Below are 26,532 nucleotides of genomic sequence, written 5' to 3' on the forward strand. Positions count from 1 at the left end.
GGAAATTAATCGCATGGCAGCTCGCTTAGAAGAAAGATACAAAGAAGATATTCTCCCAACGCTCGTTAAGAAATTTGATTACTCATCAGTTATGGAAGCCCCAAAACTTGACAAGATCGTTTTAAACATGGGTGTTGGTGATGCTGTAACAAATTCTAAAAACCTTGATGAGGCGGTTCATGAATTAAGTTTAATTTCTGGACAAAAGCCTATCGTAACTAAGGCTAAAAAATCAATTGCCGGTTTCCGTCTTAGAGAAGGAATGCCAATTGGTGCCAAAGTTACATTAAGAGGAGAAAGAATGTATGACTTCTTGGATAAGTTAGTTAATGTTTCATTGCCACGTGTTCGAGATTTCCACGGTGTAAGCAACAAATCATTTGATGGTCGTGGAAATTACACATTGGGTATCAAAGAACAACTAATTTTCCCAGAAATTAATTACGATGATGTTAACCGTGTTAGAGGTTTAGATATCGTACTTGTAACAACCGCTAATACGGATGAAGAATCACATGAATTATTAGCTCAATTCGGAATGCCATTCGCTAAATAGGAGGTTTAATATTGGCTAAAAAATCATTAATTAAAAAAAGTGAACGTCCAGCTAAGTTCTCAACACAGAATTACACTCGTTGTGAACGTTGTGGTCGACCTCGTGCGGTTTACCAAAAGTTTCACTTATGCCGAATTTGTTTAAGACAACTTGCCCATAAGGGTCAAATTCCTGGCATGAAAAAAGCTAGTTGGTAAAATAATAAAACTGAAAAGGAGGTTTCACGTTTATGTCCATGACAGATCCAATTGCAGACTTTTTAACTCGAATTCGTAATGCCAATATGGCTAGACACGATTCAGTTGACGTTCCTGCATCAAAAATCAAAAGAAACATTGCTGAAATTTTGAAGCGTGAAGGCTTTGTACGCGATGTGGAATACATCGATGACGATAAACAAGGTGTTATCCGTGTATACCTTAAGTATGGAAAAGATAATCAACGTGTAATCACTGGTTTGAAGCGAATTTCAAAGCCAGGATTACGTTCATATGTTAAATCAGATGATGTTCCTAAAGTTTTAAACGGTTTAGGAATTGCTATCATTTCAACTTCAGATGGTGTTATTACTGATAAAGAAGCTAGAGACAAAAAAGTCGGTGGCGAAGTATTAGCATACGTTTGGTAAAAATTAAAAAAGAATTGGAGGTGTTAATATGAGTAGAATTGGTTATAAAACTGTTGATCTTCCAGACGGTGTTGAAGTAAATCATAGAGGTACTAACGTAACTGTTAAAGGACCAAAGGGTACTTTAAATGCTACAATTTCACCAGAAATTAAAATGCAAGTTAAAGGTAACGAAGTGAACTTCACTCCAACTGGTAAGTATGACAACAAAGAACGTGCCCTACACGGTACAACACGTGCTAACTTCAATAACATGGTTGAAGGTGTTACAAATGGATTCCACAAGACACTTAAGCTAGTTGGAGTTGGATATCGTGCTCAATTAAAAGGTAGTACTTTGACTCTAAACGTTGGTTACTCAAACCCCGTTGAAGTTCAAGTTCCAGAAGATCTTACCGTAGCTGTTCCAGATAACACTACTATTAACATTAGTGGGATCAACAAGCAACATGTTGGTGATTTTGCTGCCGAAGTTCGTTCATACCGTTCACCAGAACCTTACAAGGGTAAAGGAATTAGATATGAAAATGAACATATTACCCTCAAGGAAGGTAAGACTGGTAAGTAATTTAACAATATAAAAAATAAGAGGTGACTATTTTGATTTCCAAACCAGACAAGAATAAAACACGTAAAGTTCGTCATAATCGTGTTAGAAGTAAAATTTCTGGTACTGCTGAGTGCCCACGTTTGAACGTTTTCCGTTCTAATAAAAACATTTACGCTCAAGTTATTGATGACGTAAAGGGTGTAACGCTAGCTAGTGCCTCAACTGTTGACAAGGAAGTTTCCGGAGACAACAAATCAGAACAAGCCGCAAGCGTTGGTGCTTTAGTTGCTAAGCGTGCAGTTGAAAAGAATGTTAAGAATGTTGTTTTTGATCGTGGTGGATACTTATATCACGGACGTGTACAAGCCCTTGCAGATGCAGCACGTGAAAATGGACTTGAATTTTAAAAAAGGAGGAATATAACGCACATGGCAAAGTTTATTAATCCAGACAAACTGGACTTAGAAGATAACGTTGTTGCTATCAACCGAATTACTAAGGTTGTTAAGGGTGGTCGTCGACTACGTTTTGCTGCATTAGTTGTTGTTGGTGACAAGAATGGCCACGTTGGCTTTGGTACTGGTAAAGCTCAAGAAGTTCCTGAAGCGATCAGAAAAGCCGTTGATAGTGCCCAAAAGAACTTAATTGAAGTTCCAATCGTTGGAACTACTATCCCTCACGAAGTTATCGGTCGTTTCGGCGGTGGAAAGATTATGTTGAAGCCTGCTGAAGAAGGTTCCGGAGTTGCTGCCGGTGGTGCCGTTCGCTCAGTTATGGAATTAGCTGGTGTAAACGATGTTACTAGTAAGCGTTTAGGCTCTGATACACCTGTAAACGTAATTCGTGCAACTTTTGAAGGTCTTAAGGAACTTAAGAATGCTGAAGAAATTTCATCATTACGTGGTGTCTCATCAGATCACTTAACCGAATAATAAGGAGGGGTTAGAAGATGGCTCAATTAAAGATTACTTTAGTTCATAGTGCTGCTCACCGTCTCCCTAAACAACGTAAGATTGTTAAGGCCCTTGGATTGGGACGAGTAAATAGTAGTGTTATTAAACCTGATAATGAAGCAACTCGTGGAGCTCTATTCAAGATTGCTCATTTAATTAAGGTTGAACAAGTTGATTAATATTCTTTAAAAGATAGGGAGGTGCAATTTAATGAAGTTAAATGAATTAAAAGCTGCTGACGGTTCACGTTCATCAAGAACTCGTTTAGGTCGTGGTCTTGGTAGTAAAGGTAAGACTTCAGGTCGTGGCCAAAAAGGTCAAAAGGCTCGTGGCAAAACTCGTGTTGGTTTTGAAGGTGGCCAAATGCCTTTATACCGTCAAATTCCAAAACGTGGATTTACCAACTTCAACAGAAAAGTTTTAGCGATCGTTAACTTAGCTGATTTAGATAATTTTGATGATGGCTCAGAAGTAACTCCAGATGTATTGATTCAAGCTGGAATGATTAAGGGCTCAAATGATGGCGTTAAAGTTCTTGCAGATGGCAAGTTAACTAAGAAGCTCACTGTTAAAGCTAACAAATTCTCAAAGAGTGCTGAAAAAGCAATTGAAGATGCCGGCGGTAAAGCTGAGGTGATTTAATGTTCACTACCTTAAAGAATGCCTTTGAAGAAAAAGATATTAGAAAAAGGATTTTATTTACCCTTTTTATATTGGCAGTTTTCCGTTTAGGTGCTTACATTACTGTGCCTGGAATCAATGCGGAAGCTTTGCAAAGTGTTGCATCCTCAGGTTTAGTTAATGTATTGAATATGTTTAGTGGTGGTGGATTAACTAATTACTCATTATTTGCAATGGGAGTTTCACCATACATTACTGCACAAATTGTTGTTCAGTTACTTCAGATGGATATCGTTCCTCGATTCGTTGAATGGGGAAAACAAGGTGAAGTCGGAAGGCAAAAACTGGATCAGGTAACAAGATGGTTAACGATTGTTTTGGCATTTGTCCAATCAATTGGTATTACTGCTGGATTTAATGCTTTGAGTAGTCTTCATTTAGTTAAGAACCCTGGAATGGGAACGTACATTAGTATTGGTTTAATTTTGACTGCTGGTACAATGCTCACTACGTGGATGGGCGACATGATTACTGACAAAGGAATTGGTCAGGGAGTTTCAATGATCATCTTTGCTGGAATTGTTGCTGAAATGCCAAGTGGAATTATGAGTGTTTATCGTCAATACGTTGAAGGTACACCAATGAATGAAATTTGGAAGCCAGCTCTTTTCATTATTGCCTTGATTATTGTAATTTTGATTATTGTTACCTTTGTTACTTGGGTACAACAAGCCGAACGTAGAATTCCAATTCAATATACTAGAAGAACATCAGGTTCACCAGACAGCAGTTACCTTCCCTTGAAGGTTAACGTCGCTGGAGTTATTCCAGTTATTTTCGCAAGTGCATTTATTTCCACTCCTCAAACGATTTTGATGTTTTTCACCAAAAACTTTCAAGGATCCGGATGGTATGAATTTTTAAGTAAGTTGTTTAACATGCAGACCCCACTTGGAGCTGCGTTTTACACCCTCTTAATTGTTGTATTTACTTTCTTCTATGCGTTTGTTCAAGTTAATCCACAGAAATTGTCGGAAAACTTACAAAAACAAGGTAGCTACATTCCGGGAGTATGGCCTGGTCGTGAAACTCAGTTATATATTTCTCGATTGTTGATGAGACTTAGTACCGTTGGTGCTTTGTTCTTGGGTGTTGTTTCTCTAATTCCATTGATTGCACAAAATGTTTGGAACTTAAACGAATCAATTGGACTAGGTGGTACTAACCTCTTGATTATCGTTGGAGTTGCTATTGAAACCATTCAACAAATTAGAGGATTAATGATGAGAAAAGAGTACGTTGGATTTATTCAAAGTACTCCGGATGATAACAAGTAGTGGAGGAATTTAAATGTCAATGAATTTATTACTAATGGGTCTTCCAGGAGCTGGAAAAGGTACTCAAGCTGAATTCATTGTTGAAAAATATGGGATTCCACATATTTCAACTGGAGACATATTTAGGGCAGCAATGAAAAACAAAACTCCCATGGGAATTAAGGCTCAACAATACATCGATAAGGGTGAATTAGTTCCTAATGATGTTACCTGTGGGATTGTTGAGGATCGTCTTAAACAACCTGATACTGACAAAGGTTATTTGTTAGATGGTTTTCCTAGAAACATTGATCAGGCTAAAAGCCTTGAGGAAATGACTAGGAAAATGAGCAAAGAGTTGAATGCAGTTATTAATATTGAAGTCGATCCAAGTGTTTTAATCAAACGTTTGTCGGGTCGTTTCATCTGCAAAAACTGTGGCGCAACTTATCATAAATTATATAAAAAACCTATAGTTGATGGTACTTGTGATGTTTGCGGTGCTCACGTCTTCTATCAAAGAAGTGATGATAAACCTGAAACTGTCAAGAATCGTCTGAAAATCAATGAAAAGAGTAATGCTCCTTTAATTGACTTTTACAAGGATCGCGGCATTTTGCATTCAGTTAAGGGTGATCGAGATATTGCAGACGTTAGTAACGACATTGAGAAAATTCTAAGCAATTTAAATTAGTAAATTGTCGTTTGATTGCTGGAATGTCAGTGATGTGGTATATTATAGTTTGTATGTCTATTTGTAAGTGATACTTACGAGTTTAGTAATTTTGGAGGATTATTCGTGTCTAAAAATAATGTAATTGAAGTTGAGGGTAAGGTTTCAGAGACTTTACCTAATGCAATGTTTAAGGTCGAGCTTGAAAATGGTCATGAAATTTTGGCACACGTTTCTGGCAAGATCAGAATGCATTACATTCGGATCCTACCAGGAGATCGTGTAACCGTTGAAATGTCACCGTATGATTTAACAAAGGGTCGAATTACTTATCGATTTAAGTAAACCCTTCATATAGGAGGTTATAAAAAATGAAAGTACGTCCATCAGTAAAAAAAATGTGTGAACATTGTAAGATTATTAAGAGAAAAGGCCGTGTGATGGTGGTTTGCCCTGTAAACCCTAAGCACAAGCAAAGACAAGGAAAATAAATAAATTAAAATTATAGGAGGTGGACTTTAATGGCTCGTATTGCCGGAGTTGATTTACCACGTGATAAGCGAATTGTTATTGCGTTAACATACATTTATGGTGTTGGAAACACAACTGCTCAGCAAGTTTTGAAAAAAGCTGGGGTATCAGAAGACGTTCGTGTACGTGATTTAACACCTGATCAAGAAGATAAGATCAGAGAAGCTCTTGATGGTTACACAATCGAAGGTGACTTACGTAGAGAAGTTACTATGAGTATCAAGACTCTTCAAGAAATCGGTTCATATCGTGGGATGCGTCATCGTCGCGGTTTACCTGTTAGAGGTCAACACACGAAAAATAACGCACGTACAAGAAAAGGTAAGAAAACCACAATCGCTGGTAAAAAATAATAAAGAAGGAGGCTATCAGTTTCTATGGCTAAAACTAAAAATACTCGTAAGCGTAAAGCAAGAAAAAACGTTGAGTCTGGTGTAGCACACATTCACTCAACCTTTAATAACACTTTGGTTATGATTACCGATGTTCAAGGGAATGCTATTGCTTGGTCATCAGCTGGTGCATTGGGATTCCGTGGAAGTCGTAAGTCTACCCCATTTGCTGCTCAAATGGCTGCTGAAGCAGCTGCTAAGACTGCAATGGAACATGGAATGAAATCAGTAGAAGTTGCTGTTAAAGGTCCTGGATCTGGTCGTGAGTCAGCTATTCGTGCTTTACAAAGTACTGGTTTGGAAGTTGCTGCAATTCGTGATGTAACTCCAGTTCCACACAATGGTTCTCGTCCTCCAAAACGTCGTAGAGTTTAATATTTAATGAACGTTAAAGTTTTAAATTACTCAATGCGTTTTGAAAGGGGTAGAGACTACAATGATTGAATTTGAAAAGCCAAACATTCACAAAATTGAAGAAACAGACAACTATGGTGAAATAGTTGTAGAACCACTCGAAAGAGGATATGGTACCACTTTAGGCAATTCACTTAGACGTGTCTTGTTGGCTTCATTACCAGGAGCTGCGGTTACTAGCATCCAAATTGATGGTGTTCTACACGAATTTTCAACTGTAAAGGGTGTAGTTGAAGATGTTACTCAAATTATCTTAAACGTTAAAAAGATTAATTTGAAAATTAACTCAGATGACAATGAAACAAAGTCAATGAGTATTAATGTAACTGGACCAGCCGATGTAACCGCAGGTGATATCGTAACTGATAGTGATGTTGAAATTTTAAATCCGGATTTGCACATTGCAACGGTTGCTGACGGAACTACATTCCACATGAACATGACTGCCAACAAAGGTCGCGGCTACGTTTCTGCTGAAGAAAACAAAGCCAAAAACGATGGTATGCCAATTGGTGTTCTACCAGTTGATTCTATTTATACCCCAATCGAACGTGTTAATTATCAAGTAGAAGATGCACGTGTTGGTCAACGTGATGATTACGACAAATTGACGTTAGACGTTTGGACTAATGGTTCAATTACACCTTCTGATGCAATTAGTTTGGCAGCTAAGATCTTAAATCAACATTTCCAATTATTTATTGATTTAACTGACAGAGCAAAGAATGCCAATGTTATGGTTGAGAAGGAAGAAAGCCATAAAGAAAAAATGCTTGAAATGTCAATTGAAGAATTGGATCTTTCAGTTCGTTCTTACAATTGTTTGAAACGTGCTGGAATTAATACTGTTCAAGAATTAACTGATAAGTCTGAAGCTGACATGATGAAGGTTAGAAATCTTGGCCGTAAGTCACTCGATGAAGTTAAAGAAAAATTAGCAGCATTAGGACTATCTTTACGTAAAGAAGACTAAAAAGGAGGATATCCGGTTATGAGTTATCGCAAATTACAACGTACGAGTGCTCAACGTCGTGCTTTGCTTCGTAATTTGACTACTGACTTAATTGTTAACGGTCAAATCAAAACAACAGAAGCTCGCGCTAAGGATGTTAGATCATTAGCCGACAAGATGGTTACCTTGGGCAAGAAGGGTGACTTGAATGCTCGTCGTCAAGCTGCAGCTTACTTGCAAAACACCATTGCTGATGTAAAAGAAGACGGAGATAGTATCAAAGTAACTAGTGCATTACAAAAGTTATTTGACGAAGTAGCACCAAAGTATACGGACCGAAACGGTGGTTACACACGTATTCTTAAAACAATGCCTCGTCGTGGTGACGGTGCACCAATGGTAATCTTGCAATTTGTCGAATAATTTCGATATTTGTTAAGAATAATAAATATTTCACTATAGGAATCACTAAGGTTAAAGGTATAAAGTGTTACGATGATGGATTTTCCAAGTCTAGCTTGAATGTGGTTAACTCCATGCGCCTTAATCTTTTAGTGATTTTTTTATACATAATTTTAATAATAGGAGAGCTGATTCCATGAATCCAATCATTAATGTTTCCAATCTTTCTTTTAGGTATAATAATGAAGATGATCATAAGGTATTAGATGATGTCTCTTTTCAGTGCGAACGAGGTGAATATATTTCATTAATCGGTCGCAATGGGAGTGGTAAAAGTACCATTGCCAAACTGGTTGATGGTCTTCTAACTCCTAGTGAGGGAGAAATTGTGGTAGATGGGATCAGGTTGGACTCTCATGGTAATGACCGCGAAACAAGAAAAGCAATTGGCTTAGTTTTTCAAAATCCAGATGATCAATTTGTTGGTGCCACGGTAGCAAGTGACGTTGCGTTTGGACTTGAAAATAGGGCGGTTCCAAGAGAAGCGATGAAGCCAAAAGTTAAATCGGCGTTAGAAAAGGTAGGAATGTGGGAATATCGAGACGAGATTCCTAGTAGTCTTTCTGGTGGACAGAAGCAACGGGTCGCAATTGCAGGAGCAATTGTGCTTGATCCTAAAATTTTAATTCTAGATGAAGCGACAAGTATGCTAGATCCTTTAGCTACTAGACAAATTCATCAAGTTGTCAACAAATTAAATCAAAAACAAAATATGACAATTCTCTCCATTACGCATGATATCAATGTGACGGCTAAATCCGATCGGATATTAGCACTTAATAATAATAAAATTGTATTTGACGGAAAACCAAGTGCTTTCTTTCAGAAGCATCAATTAATTGCTGATATGGATCTAGATCTTCCTTTTAGTGAGAAGTTAAGGCAGAAATTCCTTGATGCAGGATATGACATTACTGATAAGTACATGGATGATGAGGGGATGAGCCAATGGATAAGCACATTATTTTAAGTAACGTTGATTTTGTCTATCAACCCGGTCTGCCATCAGAAAGACAGGCTTTAAGTAATGTCAGTTTAAAGATTAATAAGGGTGAATTTTTGGGTGTTGTTGGAAAAACTGGTAGCGGAAAGTCAACGTTAGTTCAGATGATTAACGGATTATTGAAACCGACTTCGGGGAGTGTTACCGTTGGCAAAATCAAAATTAACAGTGAAACTAACAACCATAACCTAAGTGAGCTCAGAAAAAAAGTCGGGATGATTTTCCAGTTTCCGGAAAAACAACTGTTTGAAGATAATGTTCTAAAAGATGTATCTTTTGGTCCACTTAATTTTGGCGAAAATGAAACAGTTGCAAAAAAGAGAGCCATTCAGGCGCTTTCGATTGTTGGCATTAATAAAGAACTGTATTCTCGTTCACCCTTTGAGTTGTCTGGCGGTCAAATGCGTCGGGTCGCAATTGCTGGAACGATTGCATGTGATCCAACCGTTCTCATTTTAGATGAACCAACGGTGGGATTGGATCCTAGTGGCAAGACTGAGATATTAAAGATTATCAAGCAACTAAACAAAAATGGAGTAACCATCATCATGGTTACTCACGATATGGATGTGGTGGCACAAAATGCTACCCGTGTTGTGGTTATGAATGATGGAAAAGTGTGTTCTGATTCAACTCCTAGGGAATTATTCAGCAATTACAAGTTAATCGATCAAAATTCATTAGCGCTTCCTGATTCTGTTCAGATATACTATGATTTAATTAATCGAGGCATCAGATTAAAAAAGATTCCGTTAACAGCGGATGAAGTTGTTAACGAAATTACGCAAAAACGAAGTGGAGTGAAGTAGAATCGATCAATTTGTGTTTGGAAAATACTTTCCTGGAAATTCATTCATTCATCGTTTAAATCCAGCTTTTAAGATTTTAGGCTCCGTTATCATTATTACGCTTATTTTGATGTGCAATAATTGGGTAAGTTATGGATGTATGACGCTTTTTACATTGGTACTGATATACTTATCTCATTCTCGAATTAAGATGCTTCTAAAGGGGATCAAACCCATTCTGTGGCTAATTATTTTTACGGTCTTGATTCAAGTGTTTTTTGGTCATGGCGGAACGGTTTATTTTCATTTATGGTTTATTTCCATCACTTCGTCAGGAATTATTAATGCGGTCATGATATTTATTCGATTGGTCCTCATTATCACGATTGCTACTATTTTGACCATCACAACCAGTCCATCGATGATTGCACTTGGAGTTGAGACGATTCTGAGACCGCTTAAGTGGGTTAAGGTTCCCACTGAAACGATTGGGATGATGGTTTCAATTGCACTGCAATTTATTCCGACTCTAATCGATGAGTTAAATGACATTATGAATGCTCAAAGGGCACGGGGTGTTGATTTTGGTAAAGGCAAATTAATGAAACGAGCTAAAAGCCTAGTGTCGCTGATTATTCCCTTGTTTGTTTCTTCTTTTCGTCATGCTGAACACCTTGCAGATGCCATGGAAGCTCGTGGATATTCTGATGAGGTCAAGCGAACTCATTATCAGCTCGTCTCTTGGACGGTCCTTGATTGGGTTGCTTTAGGGGTCATGATGGTTTTAGCGGTTGTAATTATTTTAGTGAGGAATTAGATGAAAACTCGGTATAAAATTACATTTGCATATGATGGGACTAAATTTGCTGGCTTTCAAATGCAGCCAAAGCAGCGAACGGTGGAAGGAACTTTAACTAATATTATTAACAAAATGGCCCAAAAAAGTGGCAAGCATGTTTTACTTTATGGATCTGGCAGAACTGACGCAGGTGTTCATGCCCTAGGTCAGGTTGCCCATTTTGATTTTCCCTATGATTTAGGTGAGGAAAGTATGTTAAAGGGGTTAAACAGTATGTGTCCCCTGGATATTGAAATAATAAGTGTGCAAAAGGTTAATGCTGACTTTCATGCTCGTTATGATGTAACGGGGAAAAAGTACTTGTATCGGTTGGATTTGGGGCGCTTTACCAATCCATTTAAAAGAAATTATACTGCTCATTGGCGTTTTCCCGTTAATTTCAATTGGATCGAAGAGGCCATTCATGATTACGTTGGCAAACATGACTTTTCGTCTTTTGTTGCTTCTGGTGCAAAGGAAGGAAGTCGGGTTCGTACAATTTTCTCGGTTGATGCTAACTTGGATAAAGTTACTAATGAGATGCAGTTCGAGTTTTATGGTGATGGTTTTATGTATAATCAAATTCGGATTATGGTTGGGGTGCTGATGGAGATTGGACGGGGAAAGCGGCCAGTTCATGATATCCAACGATTGTTCAAAGTGAAGGATCGAAACGAAGCACGTTTAACAATGCCAGCTAATGGCTTGTACTTAAAAAGGGTTTATTATCCAGGAGATGATCCAAAACATTCGAAACGAAAACATCATCCAGATGATTAAAATGAATTTGACTTTCAGAAGAAATGTTAGTACTATTGTAACTGGTATTGTTTGCCCCACGATAAGCCCCGGAAACTTATTAGGTGTCGAACAAACACGGAAACATGGAGGAATTAAAAGTGCATACAACATATATGGCTAAACCCGGCGAAGTAGATCGCAAGTGGTACGTTATTGACGCAGATGGCGTTGAATTAGGTCGTCTCTCAAGTGTCGTTGCTTCTATTTTACGCGGAAAAAACAAACCTACATTTACGCCAAACGTAGATACAGGTGACAATGTTATTGTAATCAATGCATCTAAAGTTGCATTGTCTGGTAAGAAAGCTAGTGGCAAGATTTATTATCACCACACATCTTACATTGGTGGACTTAAGTCAATTACTGCTGGTCAAATGAGAGCAGAGAAGCCTGATCGACTTATCGAAACTTCAGTTAAAGGTATGCTTCCTCACGGTACATTAGGTCGTCAAATCGCTAAGAAACTTCACGTTTATGCAGGTGAAGATCACACTCATGAAGCTCAAAAACCAGAAGTTCTTGATATTAAGAACCTAATTTAAGGAGGAAACACAATTGGCTAAAGTACAATATACCGGCACAGGTCGCCGTAAAGATTCAGTTGCTCGTGTACGCTTAGTACCAGGTACTGGAAAAGTTGTAATCAATGACAAAGATGTTGAAGATTACATTCCATTTCCTAATTTAAGAGAAATCATTTTACAACCATACAATGTTACTGAGACACTTGGTAACTATGACACATTAGCTAACGTTAATGGTGGTGGATATTCAGGACAAGCTGGTGCTGTTCGTTTAGGAATTGCACGTGCTTTACTTGAAGTTGATCCAGACTTTAGAGAATCCCTCAAGAAGGCTGGTTTATTAACACGTGACCCTCGTATGAAGGAACGTAAGAAACCCGGCCTTAAGAAAGCTCGTAAGGCTGGTCAATTCTCAAAACGTTAATCAGAAGATTATATTTTGTCGCTCATGTCCGCATGAGCGCTTTTTTATTAAATGGGTGAATTTAAAATGAAAAAGACACGAAATTATCATATTGCAATTTTGTCAGTTTTTATTGCCATTATTTTGATTCAAAACTTTGTTCCTATTTTAGGATATATTCCGGTTGGTCCACTAAGCATTACGTTAATTCCCATTACCGTGATTGTAGCGACTTTAGTGCTTGGTTTAAAGGATGGCTTTATTCTTGGCACACTCTGGGGTGTAATTGTGTTTGTCAGGGCCTTTACGTGGCCTACTAGTCCAATTGCTCCACTTGTCTTTGAGAATCCGATTACGGCCATTTTACCGCGGGCCCTAATCCCGGTAGTTGCTTGCTTTTCCTACAAATGGTTAAAAAAATTACTTAATAATAAGCTTTCGCTTGTGATTGCATGCGCTTTGGGTTCCATGACCAATACAATTTTAGTGCTGTTATTTATTTATATTTTTAATCGAAAGCAAGCCCCAATCCTATACCATGTGAGTGTTGACAAAATTATCTATGCCTTATTAGGGGTAGTTGGAACCAATGGTCTGATAGAAATGATTATTACAGCAATTGTTTGTCCAATTATCATTATTTCGTTAGATAAAGTAATCCAAAAATAAAAAGCAGATCATTACGATCTGCTTTTTGTTACTTTGATGCGTCCGATGATTTTTTGTCACCATCTTGTTTTGAATCGTCATCTGGTCCCTCATCAGGATCTTTTTGAATTCGTGGAGCTTGCTTAATCATCTTAAGATCTTTGTGATTAATAACGGTCTTGTTATGATACTTATCAATTATTTCTGGATCATCAGATTCAAATGTAATCAAAAAGGCATTATTGTAAGCTTTATCGATATAACCGGTAAAATCATTCTTTTCAAGTTTAAACGATACTTCATCGCCAACTTCAAAGGGTGATTTTTCGGTCTCCGTTTGTTCATCGTGTTTCTTTGCCAAACTGACCACCTCCAATTGTATTCAACTAATGAAATATAAACGAATAATTAACATTTGTCAATTTTTAACATTTTTGTAGTACAATTTAAACAGTAAATTTATTTGTAAGGAGGGTTAGTGTGGCTAGGAAAAAGAAGCAAAAGCAAAATAAGTTAGTTGCTTATGTCCTGACCGTGCTAATCCTGTTAGTCATGTTCGTTGGTGCTGTGATGATTTTAGGCAATTCTCATTTTAACCCGCAGTATGAACAAAATAATGTTAGTGTTCAACATAAGGAATTTATCAACAAGATTTTACCGAAGTCAGTTGAGATGCAACGGAAGTATAAAATTTTGACTAGCATTACCCTTGCTCAGGCTATTTTAGAATCAGATTGGGGCCAGAGTACTTTGGCTTCAAAGTATAATAATCTTTTTGGTGTTAAAGCGGGTGCTGGACAAAAGAGTGTTACTTTGGACACGACTGAATATACGAGTGGATCACCCGCAATGGTTCACGGAAGTTTTCGCGTTTACGATAATTGGGATGAGTCAATTGAAGATCATGCTGTTTTACTAGCTCATGGAACAGACTGGAACCCCATGCAATATAAAGAAGTTGTGTCGGCGGACAATTACGTTGATTCTGCCAAGGCTCTCAGTACCGATGGATATGCAACAGACCCGGCTTATGCAGACAAAATAATTAAAATCATTAAAAAGTATCATCTTAATCAATACGATAAACAATGATGTAGCAAAAGATTTATTGGAGGTTAAACTATGGATTCAGTATTACTCTACCCAGGAAGCACAATTGGAATTATTGGTGACTATTTTAGTAGTACGCAACTAGTTAACGTGGCCCGCGACGCGGGATTGAAAATTGCCACCTATAGTTCTAATTCAGATAGCGAGATCGCTAGACAATCTGATTACGCATTTACAGGTGACGTTAATGATGTTGATACTTTAAGGGAATTTTCTGAGAAGTGTGATTTAGTTACATACGTTTCAAATGACATTGATCCTCAGGTTATTAGTGAAATCGAAAAGTATACTTATGTTCCTCAAGGCGAATCCCTTTTAGAGATTAGTCAGGACCGTGTGATGGAAAGGGCCTTTTTTGATCAAATTAACGTCAATACGTCACCATACGTCACTATTATTAACTTGGAAGATATCTATCAGGCAATTGATTCAATTGGATATCCTGCAATTTTAAAGCCAATTCAGCGACACATGACTAATAACCAACAGTTAGTTATTAACGAATCAAATGATATTGCACTTGCTTCTGATATGTTAAAAAGGGGTCCATATATACTGGAATCTTACGTTCCTTACCGTTTCGAATACGCAATTATTGCTACTAAATCAGTAAAAGAAGATTTACAACAATTTCCCGCCGTTAAAACCAGTTATTTAGGGAACATGCTCCAAACGGTAAGTACTGATACTTCCAAAACAGATTCTAACGTTATTAACGAAATGATTAGAATTGTTAATCAAATCGGCAAAAATGTTAAATACGTTGGTTCATTTGAGGTATCGTTCGGTGTAACGGCTGATCAAAACATTTACGTTACAAACATTGATCCAACCGTTAATAATGCCGGTTTTTTGTTTAATTTAGCTACTGATATCAGCGAGTATGATCAACATCTTCGGGCCATTTCAGGGTTGCCATTAGCTAAGATTAATAAGATTAGTGATGTGGTTGCTCGCTTGTTTACGAAAAAGCAATATGAACAGGTTCTTAGACAACGAATCCTTCAACCAAACTGGCAATTTTATTTTAATTATCACAGTAATGCACGTGATGATGATGTGGTTGGAGTGATTTTAATTCCAACCAATTCGGTCGAAGAGACGTTTAATCGAATTGTGAATACAGGAATTTGGACCAAAAATTAAATGTTATTAAAATTGAAGAGTCGGCAATTTGTCGGCTCTATTTTGCTATAATTAATGATGGATTTACAAAGCGAGAGGATTGGTTAACGTGTCAAAGACAGACCTACTAAAGACAATGAACGATAAGCAACAAGAGGCGGTAGAACAAACTGAAGGTCCACTTTTGATTATGGCTGGTGCTGGAAGTGGTAAGACCAGGGTGCTCACTCATCGAATTGCTTATCTAATTGAGAAAAAAGGTGTGATGCCATGGAATATTTTGGCGATTACATTTACCAACAAAGCTGCTCGCGAAATGAAGGAACGTGTTAGTAAATTACTTGGCGTCGGTGGTGACGATGTTTGGGTATCAACTTTTCACGCACTTGGCGTGAGAATCTTGAGACGTGACATTGATAAATTAGGTTATAATCGTGCTTTTTCTATCACTGATTCAGGAGAACAAAAGACCCTTGTAAAACGAATTTTAAAAGACTTAGATCTAGACCCGAAAAAGAATGATCCAAGGGCTATTTTAAGTGCCATTTCAAACGCTAAGAATAATTTACAGACTCCACGAGATTATCAAAAGTCACATTCAGCTAACAGTCCATTTGAAGAAGTGGTTTCACAGGTATATTTCGAATATCAAAAGCGACTTCAAGAAAATCAAGCTGTCGATTTTGATGATTTGATTATGCTTACGATTAGATTGTTTAAACAGTATCCAGAGGTTTTGAATTATTATCAAGATAAGTTTCATTACATCCATGTCGATGAATATCAAGATACCAATGAAGCACAGTATAAATTAGTATCAATGCTTGCCAAAAAGTATCAAAATTTGTGTGTAGTGGGTGACGCTGATCAGAGCATTTATGGTTGGCGTGGTGCTAACATGAATAATATCTTGGATTTTGAAAATGACTATAAAAATGCACACGTTGTGAAACTGGAACAGAATTATCGTTCAACTAAGAATATTTTAAGTGCCGCAAACGACGTTATTCAAAACAATGCCGAGAGAAAAGATAAGAATTTGTGGACGGAAAATGATACTGGCGAAAAAATAACGTACTATCGTGCTCAAAGTGAGGCTAGTGAGGCCCATTACGTGGTGTCTAAGATTAAAGATGAAGTCAGTAAACATCATTATTCTTATAACGATTTTGCGGTCTTGTACCGGACGAATGCCCAGTCGCGTGTAATCGAAGAGACCTTCCTGAAATCGAATATTCCATACACAATGGTTGGTGGGCATAAATTTTACGACCGTAAGGAAATCCGGGACATTCTTTCGTATTTAACCCTCATTGCTAATCCTAGTGATTCATTAGGTTTTGAACGGGTTGTTAACGTTCCTAAGCGCGGAATTGGTAGTTCAAGTGTGGAAAAGTTGAGAATGTTTGCAGCAGATAATGGATGGAATCTACTAGAAGCAGCTCAAAATGTTGACTTGGCCAATAATATCTCCAGTCGTGCTCGAAATGCCATTGCTAATTTTGCTAATGTCATATCAAACGTTCAAAAAAAGCAAAAGGATATGACCGTTACGGAAATTACCGAAGCACTTTTGGATCAATCTGGATATATGGCTGATCTAAAGAAAACCAATTCACTGGAGTCACAGACACGGATTGAGAATATTGAAGAATTTCTTTCTGTCACAAAAGATTCTGATTTAAAGTATGATGAACAGACTGGTAGTAGTGATAGTCGTTTGACAGATTTTTTGGCTGATCTGGCCCTTGTATCGGCTCAAGACGATGTTGATGAATCGGCTAAACAGGTGACTTTAATGACTTTGCATGCTGCTAAGGGACTTGAATTTCCAGTCGTCTTTATGGTTGGGATGGAAGAAGGAATTTTTCCTCTTAGTCGAGCTACTGAAAAGGAAAGTGAGTTAGAAGAAGAACGACGGTTAGCCTATGTGGGAATTACGCGGGCTCAGACCAAACTCTATATGACAAATGCATATTCACGAATGTTATATGGGAGAATGCAAAATAATCCCGAGTCACGATTTATGGATGAAATTAATTCGGATGTATTGGATAATGAGAGTTCAATTCCAACGGGACCTAAGACTCCATTTGACACCAGTAGTGAGTATAATAAACGAACCAATCGAGCCTTTAGTGAACCATATCATCGACCTAACAAACGAGTCGAAAAACCCCAAGGAACTGGTGCTGACAAGAAGGCATGGAATATTGGTGATAAAGTCAAACACAAGGCGTGGGGAACTGGAACGGTTGTTAAAATTAATGGAACCGGTGAAGATATGGAACTTGACATTGCCTTTCCAGAAAAAGGAATTAAACGTCTATTAGCTGCATTTGCACCCATAACAAAAATTCAATCGATTAAGTAAGGGAGTGGTAAGATTGTTTAAGATTCCAATGGATCAGGTTAATGAAAGTGAAGCAAAAAAAGAGGCCTCAGAACTAAGACCAAAGTTAATTAAGTGGGGAAAACAGTACTATGAACAGGATCAGCCAACCGTAGAAGATGCGGAATATGATCGAAACTATGCTCGCTTGCAGGATCTGGAAGCTAAGTTTCCAGCAATTATCACTCCTGATTCACCGACTCAGCACGTTGGTGGGGCAACTTCGAATGAATTTACAAAGGTCAATCACGAGATTCCAATGCTTTCACTAGGTGACGTATTTTCACCCCAAGAGCTTAAGGATTTTGTGATTCGACTCAAGCACAATTATCCTCAAGATACTGAGTATAATTGTGAGTTGAAAATTGATGGACTAGCTATTTCACTTCGTTATGAGCATGGGGTGTTCGTGCAGGGATCGACTAGGGGAAATGGACAAATTGGTGAGGATATCACTGAAAATTTAAAAACCATCCCATCAATCCCTAAAAGATTAAGTCGACCCATTGATATTGAAGTACGTGGCGAATGTTATATGGGAAAAGAAGCCTTTTTAAAGTTAAATGAACGACGACAAAATGACGGAAAACCAACGTTTGCTAATCCGAGAAATGCTGCTGCCGGGAGTCTTCGACAATTGGATCCAAAAGTTACTAAGGATCGCCACTTAAGTACTTTTATGTATAACGTTGCTAATTATGACGATTTAAAGGCTACCACTCAAAGTGGACTTTTAGAGGAACTAAAAGAATTAGGCTTTACCATCAATGAGCATTATCAAGTGGCTGACAATATGGATCAGATTGATGCTTACATTAAAAAGTATTCAGCAGCAAGAGATAATCTCACCTTTGGTATCGATGGCATTGTGATTAAGACCAATTCGCTTCCTTTACAAATGGAAATTGGGCATACGGTTAAAGTCCCGAAGTGGGCGATTGCTTACAAGTTTCCGCCAGAAGAAGTTCATACTAAAATTAAAAAGATTGAGTGGACCGTTGGAAGAACGGGAGTGGTAACTCCTACCGCAATCATGGATCCGGTTCAACTGGCCGGTACTACCGTTTCAAGAGCGTCACTTCATAATCCTGACTATATTGAGAAAAAAGATATCCGTGTCGGCGATACAGTGGTTTTGTATAAAGCTGGCGACATTATTCCGGAGGTTGAAAGGTATCTTCCTGATCTAAGGCTAAAAGATTCTAAGCCATATGTTATCCCAGATCGATGTCCTTCATGTGGTGCTAAATTAGTCCACTTAGATGGTGAAGTTGCCTTACGTTGTATTAATCCGAAGTGTCCAGCACAGCTGGTGGAACAAATTAATCATTTTGCTTCTAGAAATGCAATGGATATTGATGGTTTGGGTCCTAAGATTGTGAAGCAGTTGTTTGATAAAAAAATGGTCTCGGATGTGGCCAGCTTGTATCACCTTAGTTATGATGAACTACTCACTCTTGATAAGTTTGGTGACAAGTCTGCTAACAATTTACTTTCTGCCATTGATAGTAGTCGGAGCAATTCACTTGAAAGATTGCTTTTTGGATTAGGCATCAGACACGTCGGTGCTAAAGCAGCGCGATTAATTGCTGCCCACTTTAAAACCATGGATGCTCTCATGAAATCAAGTGTCGAAGAAATCGCCTCAATTGACACCATTGGTCAAGTTATTGCTGATAGTGTTCATACTTATTTTGAAAACGCTGATAGTAGAGAATTAATTGGCGAACTCGTTGATGTTGGTGTTAATATGGACTATGTAAATAATGAAGAGATAGTACAACCAGATAACTTTTTCAATGGTAAACGAGTTGTATTGACCGGAAAGTTGGTTGATTTAACTAGGGGTCAAGCCAGTGAATGGCTTGAAAACCATGGAGCGGATGTCACAAGTAGTGTTTCTAAAAATACCGACCTAGTAATTGCGGGAGAGGATGCAGGTAGTAAGCTAACCAAAGCTCAATCTCTTTCGGTTCCGGTTTGGGATGAAGATCATTTTAAAAATGAAATGCAAAAAGAATGATAAGAAGTCGGAGGAATTTAAGTTGAGACGCTTAAAAGTAATTTTAATGGTGGCGGCTAGCGCATTAATGTTAGTAGCTTGTGGGAGTACTAACAAGAGTACCACTAATACAAATAATAAGAATACACAATTAACCGGGGAAACTGGTGGTAAGAATTATCAGAGTGTTATTAAGGATGGACATTATCAAACTAGTAAATCGCGTGGGGTTGACATTCAACAAAATGATAATCAGTTTAACTTGAAAGGATTTCAGAACGGTTTGCTTGGAATTTCCAAGCAGAATTTTTCGACTGATAAGTATGTTTTTCAGGAGGGACAATACATCTCTACTGACACTGCCGAGAAGTGGCTTGATCGTAAGTCAAAGCAAAACCCGGAGGGACTAAATCCATCGCAACAAAAGGGAAAAGTAACCCCGATGTACTTACAACAGATGGATGAACAAGATTTCTTAGTTCCAAATGGTAATAAAATGACCATGAAGGGTATGACCATTGGCCTTGGGATCAATTCAGTGTACTACTACACTAAGCAGAAGTACGGGAGCCAGTACCAACAGAAGATCCCCGATGATGTGGTTGAGAAACAAGGTAAGGAGATGGCTAACACAATCCTTAAACGATTGAGACAGAATAAAGAATTAAAGAATATTCCAATCGTGATTGCATTGTACAAGCAAGCTCCAAACGATAGTTTGACTGGTGGTAATTTCTTTGCCTCATCGGTTAACAATCCGGGCACGACGTCTGTAAACTCATGGAAACCAATTAATGAAAAATCATATGTGTTCCCGATTGCCAATGGTTCTAAGGGACCTAATACGAATGATTTATCTGCGTTTAATCAATTTAAGTCACAGGTTCAAAATTTCTTCCCTAACTTGAGTGGGATTACTGCACAGGCTCAATACAAGGGTAAGCAACTTCAAGGAATGCACATTAACATTACAACTCAATTTTATAGTCAAACTGAAATCATCAGTTTTACTCAATACCTACAGAATGCTGCTCAAAAATATCTTCCTGGCAGTGTACCAATTGATATTACCGTAAAATCAACTGATGGAATTCAAAGTTATTTGAACCGAAATGCGGGAGGAAAGTCCTTCAGTTCGCATGTGTTTAATAGCTATTAAGATTTAGTGATTTAGTAAAAGAGGGGATAAAATGGCTGATAAGATTACGGAAGAACAAACCCAACATATTGCTGGGTTAGCTAAGCTTGAATTAAAAAAAGATGAATTACCTGAATTCACCCAACAATTAAATGATTTGTTGAAAATGTTGGATACACTTGAAAAAGTTGATACATCGGGTGTTGAGCCCACTTATACGGTAACGGATCGAATTGACGTTACTAGAAAAGACGTGGCAGAAGATTGGCACGAACAAGATGCTTTGTTAAAGAATGCTCCTGATATTCAAGATGACTTAATTAAAGTTCCAGTAATTATTGACGAAAGTGAGGATGAATAATAATGAACTATTTAGATAAGGATTTGCGTTCACTTCACCAGATGTTGGTAAATAAGGAAATTTCGGCCGTTGACTTAGTAAAAGAGACCATGGACAACATCAAAACTACTGACCAAAACATTGATGCTTTTAATAATCTAAATGATAAAGCGCTTGAAAATGCTAAAGCCATTGATGAACGTGGGATCGATCCTAATAATATTTTAGATGGGATTCCGTTAGCTTTGAAAGATAACATCGTTACTAAAGAATTACCAACTACTGCATCTTCAAAAATGCTAGAAAATTTCACCTCAATTTATGATGCAACGGTGGCCAAGAAACTTTCTAATGCTGGTACCATTAACGTTGGTAAAACCAACATGGATGAATTTGCAATGGGAAGTTCAACTGAAAATTCAGCCCTTGAAACCACTCACAATCCATGGGATTATAGCAAAGTTCCTGGCGGTTCGTCCGGTGGTTCGGCTGCCGCAGTTGCTTCCGGTGAAGTTCCAGTTGCACTTGGATCAGATACCGGAGGTTCAATTAGACAACCAGCTTCATTCACGGGAATTGTTGGAATGAAGCCAACCTATGGTCGAGTATCACGTTTTGGACTTATTGCGATGGCTTCAAGTTTTGATCAAATTGGACCTCTTACTAGAAGTGTCTTTGACAATGCTCTGGTTTTAAACGCAATTTCAGGTCATGACGAACACGATTCAACTAGTTCAAAACAGGAAGTTCCTGATTTCACCGAACACATTAAAGATGGGGTCGAGGGGATGAGAATTGGCATTCCCAAGGAATACGTTAATAAGTTATCTCCTGATGTTTCAAAAGCAATCAAAAATGCCGCAGAAACGTTTAAAAAATTAGGTGCAAAGGTTGACTGGGTTTCGATGCCTAATTCTAAATATGGCGTTATTGCTTATAATGCGCTTCAAACCGCTGAAGCATCTTCTAACCTAGAAAGATTCGATGGGATTCGTTATGGATATCGAGCATCAGATGCTCAAACACTTGATGAATTGTACGTTAAATCACGATCAGAAGGGTTTGGGGATGAGGTTAAGCGACGGATTATGCTAGGTACCTTATCGCTTTCTTACGATAATGTTGATAAATATTACAAACAGGCTGCTAAAATTCGGACTTTAATCATCAATGATTTTAAAAAGGTTTTTGCTGACCATGATTTAATTTTGAGTCCAACATCTCGAGTTACTGCCTTTACAATTGGAGTAGAAGATCAAGATCCCATTGAAATGTATATGAATGATATTTTGACGATCCCAGCCAATATGGCTGGAGTTCCTGCTATGTCTCAAATTGCTGGATCCAGTAATGGTTTGCCAATCGGAATGCAATTAATGGGGAAACCGTTTGATGAGAGTACCGTTTATAAAGCAGGATACGCTTTTGAACAGAATACTGATTTTCACAAGCAAACACCAAAGATGGGAGGTAAATAGTCATGAATTTTGAAACGACCATTGGTCTAGAAGTCCACGTTGAGCTTAAAACTAATTCAAAAATTTATAGTCCATCTGCTGCACAGTTTGGAGACAAGCCCAATAGTAATACTAACGTGATTGACTGGGGCTATCCTGGAACGCTCCCAGTTGTTAACAAACAGGTCGTTGCGGATGGTATCACTGCGGCTCTAGCTTTACATGCTCATATTGAAAAGCACCCTCATTTTGATCGTAAAAATTATTTCTACCCGGATAATCCGAAGGGGTATCAGATTACTCAAAACGAGAGACCCACTGCTAGAAACGGATGGATTGAAGTCGAGACCGAAAATGGTAAGAAAAAAATTGGAATCGAAGAGATGCATATTGAAGAAGACGCTGGTAAGAATACCCATGAACAAAAATATTCTTACGTTGACTTAAACCGTCAGGGGACTCCGCTTATTGAAATTGTCTCTAAGCCTGAGATGACAACTCCGCAACAGGCATATGATTATCTGGAAGGATTAAGACAACGGATTCAATTTACCGGAATTTCTGATGTCAAGATGGAAGAAGGGTCAATGCGGGTTGATGTTAATATCTCAGTTCGACCCATTGGTAGTAAAGAATTGGGTCAAAAGATTGAATTAAAGAACTTGAATTCATTTAATCATGTCAGAAAATCACTTGAGTACGAAGAACAACGTCAACAACAGGTGTTGATGTCCGGCGGTCAGATTAATTCTGAGAGTCGTCGTTTTGATGAATCTACTGGTAAAACTGAGTTAATGCGTGTCAAAGAGGGAAAAGATGATTATCGTTACTTCCCAGAACCAGATCTTCCAACTTTGAGTATTTCTGATGAATGGATTAATGAATTAAAAGAATCCATGCCTGAGATGCCTATCAAACGTCGTAATCGTTACGTTAATGAATTAGGGATCACTGATTATGATGCAATGGTTATCACTCAGACCAAAGAAATGTCTGATTTTTATGATAAAATGGTTAAATTAGGTGCTGATCCTAAATTAGCCGCTAACTACCTTCAAGATAACGTCAATGCATACTTGAACGATAATCAAGCTAACTTGGAAGACACCAAAATCACTCCTGAAGCGATGGCTACCATGATTAAAATGATTATGGACGATACCATCTCAAGTAAAATGGCTAAAAAAGTATTTAAGGCAGTTACTAAGGGGCAAGATCCAAAGAAATTCGTTGAAGAAAAAGGACTGGTCCAATTATCTGATCCTAAAAAACTGCAACCAATTATTGATGGGGTCTTAAAAGATAATCAACAGTCAGTTGATGATTATCATAATGGTAAAGATCGAGCTGTTGGGTATTTGGTTGGACAAATTATGAAACAAACTCATGGACAAGCTAATCCGCAAGTTGTAAACAAATTATTGAAAGGTTCTTTAGATAAATAGGGTGATGTAAGAATGGTCAAAAAAGCACGAGTAATTTACAATCCAACGTCTGGACGTGAAATGTTAAAACCGCAGTTGGTTAATATTTTGGATGTTTTGGAGAATGGTGGATATGAAGCCAGTGCTTTTGCGACCACCCCCAAACCACATTCAGCACGTGATGAAGCCGCCCGTGCATCTGAAGAGGGATTTGATCTCATCATTGCGGCAGGTGGAGATGGGACCATCAATGAAGTAATTAATGGCATTGCTCCACGTGATTATCGACCACAATTAGGAATCATTCCCGCTGGAACTACCAATGATTTTGCGCGTGCATTGCACATTCCTCGAGATGATTACGTTGAAGCTGCTAAAGTGATCACTAAGGGCAATGTTTCAAAGATGGACGTTGGTAAAGCATACAATGATGAAGTGACTAATTATTTCATTAATATTGCGGCTGGTGGGTTTATGACAGAATTAACTTACAATGTTCCTTCTGATTTAAAGACTATTTTTGGGTATCTTGCATACCTGGTAAAGGGAGCAGAAATGTTGCCAAATGTGAAGCCAGTTCCGATGTTATTAAAGTATGATGGTGGAGAATATCGTGGGAAGGCTTCAATGTTTTTTTTAGCCATGACTAATTCAGTGGGTGGTTTTGAACAAATTGTTCCAAACGCAACCATGGATGATGGTAAATTTACCATGATTATTGTTAAAACCGGTAATTTAGTTGAAATGTTGCAATTAATTGCTAAAGCGTTTAATGGCGGTCGGCACATTGATGATCCTAGGATTATATACAAAAAGACCAATACATTTGAGGCTTTTCCTGGGGATGATAGTCGCTTACAGATTAATCTTGATGGCGAATACGGTGGTGATGCTCCGATGAAGTTTGTCGATCTAAAGCAGCGAATTAGTATTTATTCCAACCTTAAGACTGATGATATCAGTGAGTCGGCTAGTGTCGCTCCTCAGGTCAAAAATGTTGAAAAGAAGTTTGTCAGAAAAGTCGATGAACTTCCATCTGATAGTAAAAAATAAGTTTTGCCGTGTAACGGCAAAACTTTTTAGTAAGGAGAACAAATGAGCGCTAAAAAAGAAGCTCCAGTACAGAAAAACCAAGACCTCACGGTAAACGTGATTGATTTGACTTACCAGGGAATGGGGGTTGGTAAGGTTTCCGATTTTCCGATTTTCATTGAGGATGCTCTTCCAGGTGAGAAAGTCCAGATCAGGGTGATTAAAGTTAAAAAGAACTTCGCCTTTGGAAAATTAGAAAAGATTATCGAACCAAGTCCCAATCGAGTTCAAGCAATTGATCGACGGTATACGCAGTCTGGGATTGCTCCATTACAACACCTTGCATATCCAAAACAATTAGAGTTTAAACAACATCAGATTGAGGAATTGTTTAAGAAGGCTCATTTAAACGTTGCTGTTGCTCAAACAATTGGAATGGATAATCCATCAAAATACCGAAATAAGGCTCAGATTCCGGTTAGGAAGATGAATGGTCAATTGGAAACGGGTTTTTATCGGCGCCACAGTCATGATTTAATTCCAATTGAAGACTTTTACATTCAAGATCCTCACATCGATGAAGCTATTATTAAGGTTCGGGATGTTTTACGAGCTTATCATGTTAGTGCTTACAATGAGGCAACTCACAAGGGTTGTATCAGGAATATTATGGTCCGTTATGGAAAAGCAACAGGCGAGATGATGGTAGTTTTGGTTACCAATGGTAAAAACTTGCCACATAAAGATGAAATTATTAAATCCATTAATGATCAGTTGCCTGATTTAGATAGTTTAATTCAAAATGTTAATGATTCTCACGGGAATCGACTGATGGGGGACACGAACATCCTGTTATCAGGTAAAGCTTACATCAAGGATGAACTCTTAAACACCAAGTTTTTGATTTCACCAATGTCGTTTTACCAGGTTAATCCGGTTCAGACTGAAAAACTTTATTCTTTGGCCATCGATAAGGCGCAATTATCGAAAAATGATGTGGTGGTTGATGCGTATTGCGGGATTGGGACAATTTCACTGGCAATGGCACCAAAAGTTAAGCATGTGTACGGAGTTGATGTGGTTGCTGAGGCAATTGAAGATGCCCGAAAGAACGCTAAATTAAATCATATTGATAATGTTAGCTTTGTGGTTGCAAAGGCTGAAGATCAAATGAAAAAATGGGCAGATCAGGGCATTCGACCAGATGTGGTAGTAGTTGATCCGCCAAGGAAGGGCCTTGATCCAACCTTTATTGCTAGTGTCTTAGAGATGAAGCCAGAACGATTAGTATATGTTTCATGTAATCCTGCTACTCTTGTACGGGATTGTCAGGCTTTAATTGATGGTGGCTATGAAATTAAACAACCTGTTCAACCAGTGGATCAATTTCCGCAAACACCGCATGTTGAAAGTGTAACGGTATTGGAAAAGAGTAAATAAAAAGAATCTAGCTCGCTAG

34 protein-coding genes are annotated in these 26,532 nt (G+C 38.0%); 33 read left to right on the top strand and 1 reads right to left on the bottom strand.

Translation table 11 applies throughout. The features are described 5' to 3' along the window. Positions 1-13: 13 nt before the first annotated feature. The 23 genes from rplE to AC6UD0_RS03495 all read left to right on the top strand — a co-directional run bounded on the left by rplE (position 14) and on the right by AC6UD0_RS03495 (position 13,074). Positions 14-556: a 50S ribosomal protein L5 gene (gene rplE / locus AC6UD0_RS03385; protein WP_500693551.1), complete on the top strand. Its 543-nt coding sequence runs from the start codon at positions 14-16 to the stop codon at positions 554-556. 11 nt (positions 557-567) lie between these two features. Continuing rightward, positions 568-753 (top strand): type Z 30S ribosomal protein S14, encoded by a 186-nt coding sequence (locus AC6UD0_RS03390; RefSeq protein ID WP_010022727.1) that lies wholly within the window; start codon positions 568-570, stop codon positions 751-753. A 32-nt stretch (positions 754-785) separates the two neighbouring features. Beyond that, on the top strand, positions 786-1,184 hold the full coding sequence (gene rpsH / locus AC6UD0_RS03395; RefSeq protein ID WP_010022729.1) for a 30S ribosomal protein S8: 399 nt from the start codon (positions 786-788) through the stop codon (positions 1,182-1,184). Positions 1,185-1,212: 28 nt separating this feature from the next. Continuing rightward, positions 1,213-1,752: a 50S ribosomal protein L6 gene (gene rplF, locus AC6UD0_RS03400; RefSeq protein ID WP_500693552.1), complete on the top strand. Its 540-nt coding sequence runs from the start codon at positions 1,213-1,215 to the stop codon at positions 1,750-1,752. 32 nt (positions 1,753-1,784) lie between these two features. After that, positions 1,785-2,141 carry a 50S ribosomal protein L18 gene (gene rplR, locus AC6UD0_RS03405; RefSeq protein WP_500693553.1) on the top strand — a complete coding sequence of 119 codons (357 nt, stop codon included), beginning with the start codon at positions 1,785-1,787 and terminating at the stop codon, positions 2,139-2,141. A gap of 21 nt (positions 2,142-2,162) precedes the next feature. Beyond that, positions 2,163-2,666 (top strand): 30S ribosomal protein S5, encoded by a 504-nt coding sequence (rpsE, locus tag AC6UD0_RS03410; RefSeq protein WP_500693554.1) that lies wholly within the window; start codon positions 2,163-2,165, stop codon positions 2,664-2,666. Between the two features lie 17 nt (positions 2,667-2,683). After that, on the top strand, positions 2,684-2,866 hold the full coding sequence (gene rpmD / locus AC6UD0_RS03415; protein WP_500693555.1) for a 50S ribosomal protein L30: 183 nt from the start codon (positions 2,684-2,686) through the stop codon (positions 2,864-2,866). A 31-nt stretch (positions 2,867-2,897) separates the two neighbouring features. Then, the gene (gene rplO / locus AC6UD0_RS03420) at positions 2,898-3,329 is read left to right on the top strand and encodes a 50S ribosomal protein L15 (protein WP_500699278.1); all 432 of its coding nucleotides are present in this window, start codon (positions 2,898-2,900) and stop codon (positions 3,327-3,329) included. Continuing rightward, positions 3,329-4,645: a preprotein translocase subunit SecY gene (secY, locus tag AC6UD0_RS03425; protein ID WP_500699280.1), complete on the top strand. Its 1,317-nt coding sequence runs from the start codon at positions 3,329-3,331 to the stop codon at positions 4,643-4,645. Before rplO ends, secY begins: the two co-directional genes overlap by 1 nt. 13 nt (positions 4,646-4,658) lie before the next feature. Then, on the top strand, positions 4,659-5,318 hold the full coding sequence (locus AC6UD0_RS03430; RefSeq protein WP_500693558.1) for an adenylate kinase: 660 nt from the start codon (positions 4,659-4,661) through the stop codon (positions 5,316-5,318). A gap of 105 nt (positions 5,319-5,423) precedes the next feature. Beyond that, positions 5,424-5,642 carry a translation initiation factor IF-1 gene (gene infA / locus AC6UD0_RS03435; protein WP_010022742.1) on the top strand — a complete coding sequence of 73 codons (219 nt, stop codon included), beginning with the start codon at positions 5,424-5,426 and terminating at the stop codon, positions 5,640-5,642. Between the two features lie 26 nt (positions 5,643-5,668). Further along, entirely contained in the window at positions 5,669-5,788 is a 120-nt protein-coding gene (rpmJ, locus tag AC6UD0_RS03440; protein WP_010022743.1) for a 50S ribosomal protein L36, read from the top strand. A 30-nt stretch (positions 5,789-5,818) separates the two neighbouring features. Continuing rightward, positions 5,819-6,181, top strand: coding sequence for a 30S ribosomal protein S13 (gene rpsM / locus AC6UD0_RS03445; RefSeq protein WP_500693559.1), 363 nt, complete (start codon positions 5,819-5,821; stop codon positions 6,179-6,181). 24 nt (positions 6,182-6,205) lie between these two features. Continuing rightward, positions 6,206-6,595, top strand: coding sequence for a 30S ribosomal protein S11 (gene rpsK / locus AC6UD0_RS03450; RefSeq protein WP_010022745.1), 390 nt, complete (start codon positions 6,206-6,208; stop codon positions 6,593-6,595). Positions 6,596-6,656: 61 nt separating this feature from the next. Beyond that, the gene (locus AC6UD0_RS03455) at positions 6,657-7,607 is read left to right on the top strand and encodes a DNA-directed RNA polymerase subunit alpha (RefSeq protein WP_500693560.1); all 951 of its coding nucleotides are present in this window, start codon (positions 6,657-6,659) and stop codon (positions 7,605-7,607) included. A gap of 18 nt (positions 7,608-7,625) precedes the next feature. Continuing rightward, positions 7,626-8,009 (top strand): 50S ribosomal protein L17, encoded by a 384-nt coding sequence (rplQ, locus tag AC6UD0_RS03460; protein WP_500693561.1) that lies wholly within the window; start codon positions 7,626-7,628, stop codon positions 8,007-8,009. A gap of 175 nt (positions 8,010-8,184) precedes the next feature. After that, the gene (locus AC6UD0_RS03465) at positions 8,185-9,018 is read left to right on the top strand and encodes an energy-coupling factor transporter ATPase (protein WP_500695228.1); all 834 of its coding nucleotides are present in this window, start codon (positions 8,185-8,187) and stop codon (positions 9,016-9,018) included. Beyond that, positions 8,997-9,860, top strand: a complete 864-nt coding sequence (locus tag AC6UD0_RS03470; RefSeq protein ID WP_500708146.1) for an energy-coupling factor transporter ATPase — start codon at positions 8,997-8,999, stop codon at positions 9,858-9,860. Before AC6UD0_RS03465 ends, AC6UD0_RS03470 begins: the two co-directional genes overlap by 22 nt. 13 nt (positions 9,861-9,873) lie before the next feature. Further along, the gene (locus tag AC6UD0_RS03475) at positions 9,874-10,656 is read left to right on the top strand and encodes an energy-coupling factor transporter transmembrane component T family protein (protein WP_500708147.1); all 783 of its coding nucleotides are present in this window, start codon (positions 9,874-9,876) and stop codon (positions 10,654-10,656) included. Continuing rightward, positions 10,657-11,457: a tRNA pseudouridine(38-40) synthase TruA gene (gene truA, locus AC6UD0_RS03480; protein WP_500699286.1), complete on the top strand. Its 801-nt coding sequence runs from the start codon at positions 10,657-10,659 to the stop codon at positions 11,455-11,457. A 119-nt stretch (positions 11,458-11,576) separates the two neighbouring features. Continuing rightward, a complete protein-coding gene (gene rplM / locus AC6UD0_RS03485; protein WP_500693566.1) occupies positions 11,577-12,020 on the top strand; it encodes a 50S ribosomal protein L13 in 444 nt (147 codons plus the stop codon). A gap of 13 nt (positions 12,021-12,033) precedes the next feature. After that, a complete protein-coding gene (gene rpsI / locus AC6UD0_RS03490; RefSeq protein ID WP_010022758.1) occupies positions 12,034-12,426 on the top strand; it encodes a 30S ribosomal protein S9 in 393 nt (130 codons plus the stop codon). A 66-nt stretch (positions 12,427-12,492) separates the two neighbouring features. Continuing rightward, positions 12,493-13,074, top strand: a complete 582-nt coding sequence (locus tag AC6UD0_RS03495) for an ECF transporter S component (protein ID WP_500699288.1) — start codon at positions 12,493-12,495, stop codon at positions 13,072-13,074. A gap of 28 nt (positions 13,075-13,102) precedes the next feature. Here AC6UD0_RS03495 and AC6UD0_RS03500 read toward each other — a convergent pair whose 3' ends face one another. Beyond that, the gene (locus tag AC6UD0_RS03500; RefSeq protein ID WP_500693568.1) at positions 13,103-13,414 is read right to left on the bottom strand and encodes a DUF2187 family protein; all 312 of its coding nucleotides are present in this window, start codon (positions 13,412-13,414) and stop codon (positions 13,103-13,105) included. 119 nt (positions 13,415-13,533) lie between these two features. Between AC6UD0_RS03500 and AC6UD0_RS03505 the strand changes: the two genes are divergently transcribed. The 10 genes from AC6UD0_RS03505 (at position 13,534) to rlmD (ending at position 26,513) form a co-directional block, all read left to right on the top strand. Then, the gene (locus AC6UD0_RS03505) at positions 13,534-14,145 is read left to right on the top strand and encodes a glycoside hydrolase family 73 protein (protein WP_500693569.1); all 612 of its coding nucleotides are present in this window, start codon (positions 13,534-13,536) and stop codon (positions 14,143-14,145) included. 30 nt (positions 14,146-14,175) lie between these two features. Beyond that, a complete protein-coding gene (locus AC6UD0_RS03510; protein WP_500693570.1) occupies positions 14,176-15,309 on the top strand; it encodes an ATP-grasp domain-containing protein in 1,134 nt (377 codons plus the stop codon). Between the two features lie 88 nt (positions 15,310-15,397). Next, positions 15,398-17,662 (top strand): DNA helicase PcrA, encoded by a 2,265-nt coding sequence (gene pcrA, locus AC6UD0_RS03515; RefSeq protein WP_500708148.1) that lies wholly within the window; start codon positions 15,398-15,400, stop codon positions 17,660-17,662. 22 nt (positions 17,663-17,684) lie between these two features. Then, positions 17,685-19,703, top strand: a complete 2,019-nt coding sequence (ligA, locus tag AC6UD0_RS03520; RefSeq protein WP_500708167.1) for an NAD-dependent DNA ligase LigA — start codon at positions 17,685-17,687, stop codon at positions 19,701-19,703. Beyond that, positions 19,684-20,841: a CamS family sex pheromone protein gene (locus AC6UD0_RS03525; RefSeq protein WP_500699295.1), complete on the top strand. Its 1,158-nt coding sequence runs from the start codon at positions 19,684-19,686 to the stop codon at positions 20,839-20,841. The genes ligA and AC6UD0_RS03525 overlap by 20 nt, the downstream gene beginning before the upstream one ends. Positions 20,842-20,872: 31 nt before the next feature. Then, on the top strand, positions 20,873-21,181 hold the full coding sequence (gene gatC, locus AC6UD0_RS03530; protein ID WP_500693573.1) for an Asp-tRNA(Asn)/Glu-tRNA(Gln) amidotransferase subunit GatC: 309 nt from the start codon (positions 20,873-20,875) through the stop codon (positions 21,179-21,181). A 2-nt stretch (positions 21,182-21,183) separates the two neighbouring features. Further along, positions 21,184-22,638: an Asp-tRNA(Asn)/Glu-tRNA(Gln) amidotransferase subunit GatA gene (gene gatA / locus AC6UD0_RS03535; RefSeq protein WP_500708150.1), complete on the top strand. Its 1,455-nt coding sequence runs from the start codon at positions 21,184-21,186 to the stop codon at positions 22,636-22,638. Between the two features lie 2 nt (positions 22,639-22,640). Next, the gene (gene gatB, locus AC6UD0_RS03540) at positions 22,641-24,062 is read left to right on the top strand and encodes an Asp-tRNA(Asn)/Glu-tRNA(Gln) amidotransferase subunit GatB (RefSeq protein WP_500693575.1); all 1,422 of its coding nucleotides are present in this window, start codon (positions 22,641-22,643) and stop codon (positions 24,060-24,062) included. Between the two features lie 12 nt (positions 24,063-24,074). Continuing rightward, a complete protein-coding gene (locus AC6UD0_RS03545; RefSeq protein WP_500693576.1) occupies positions 24,075-25,094 on the top strand; it encodes a diacylglycerol kinase in 1,020 nt (339 codons plus the stop codon). Positions 25,095-25,136: 42 nt separating this feature from the next. After that, positions 25,137-26,513: a 23S rRNA (uracil(1939)-C(5))-methyltransferase RlmD gene (gene rlmD / locus AC6UD0_RS03550; RefSeq protein WP_500708151.1), complete on the top strand. Its 1,377-nt coding sequence runs from the start codon at positions 25,137-25,139 to the stop codon at positions 26,511-26,513. The last annotated feature ends 19 nt before the right edge of the window (positions 26,514-26,532 follow it).

Source organism: Fructilactobacillus sp. X7R9C1, assembly GCF_059901005.1.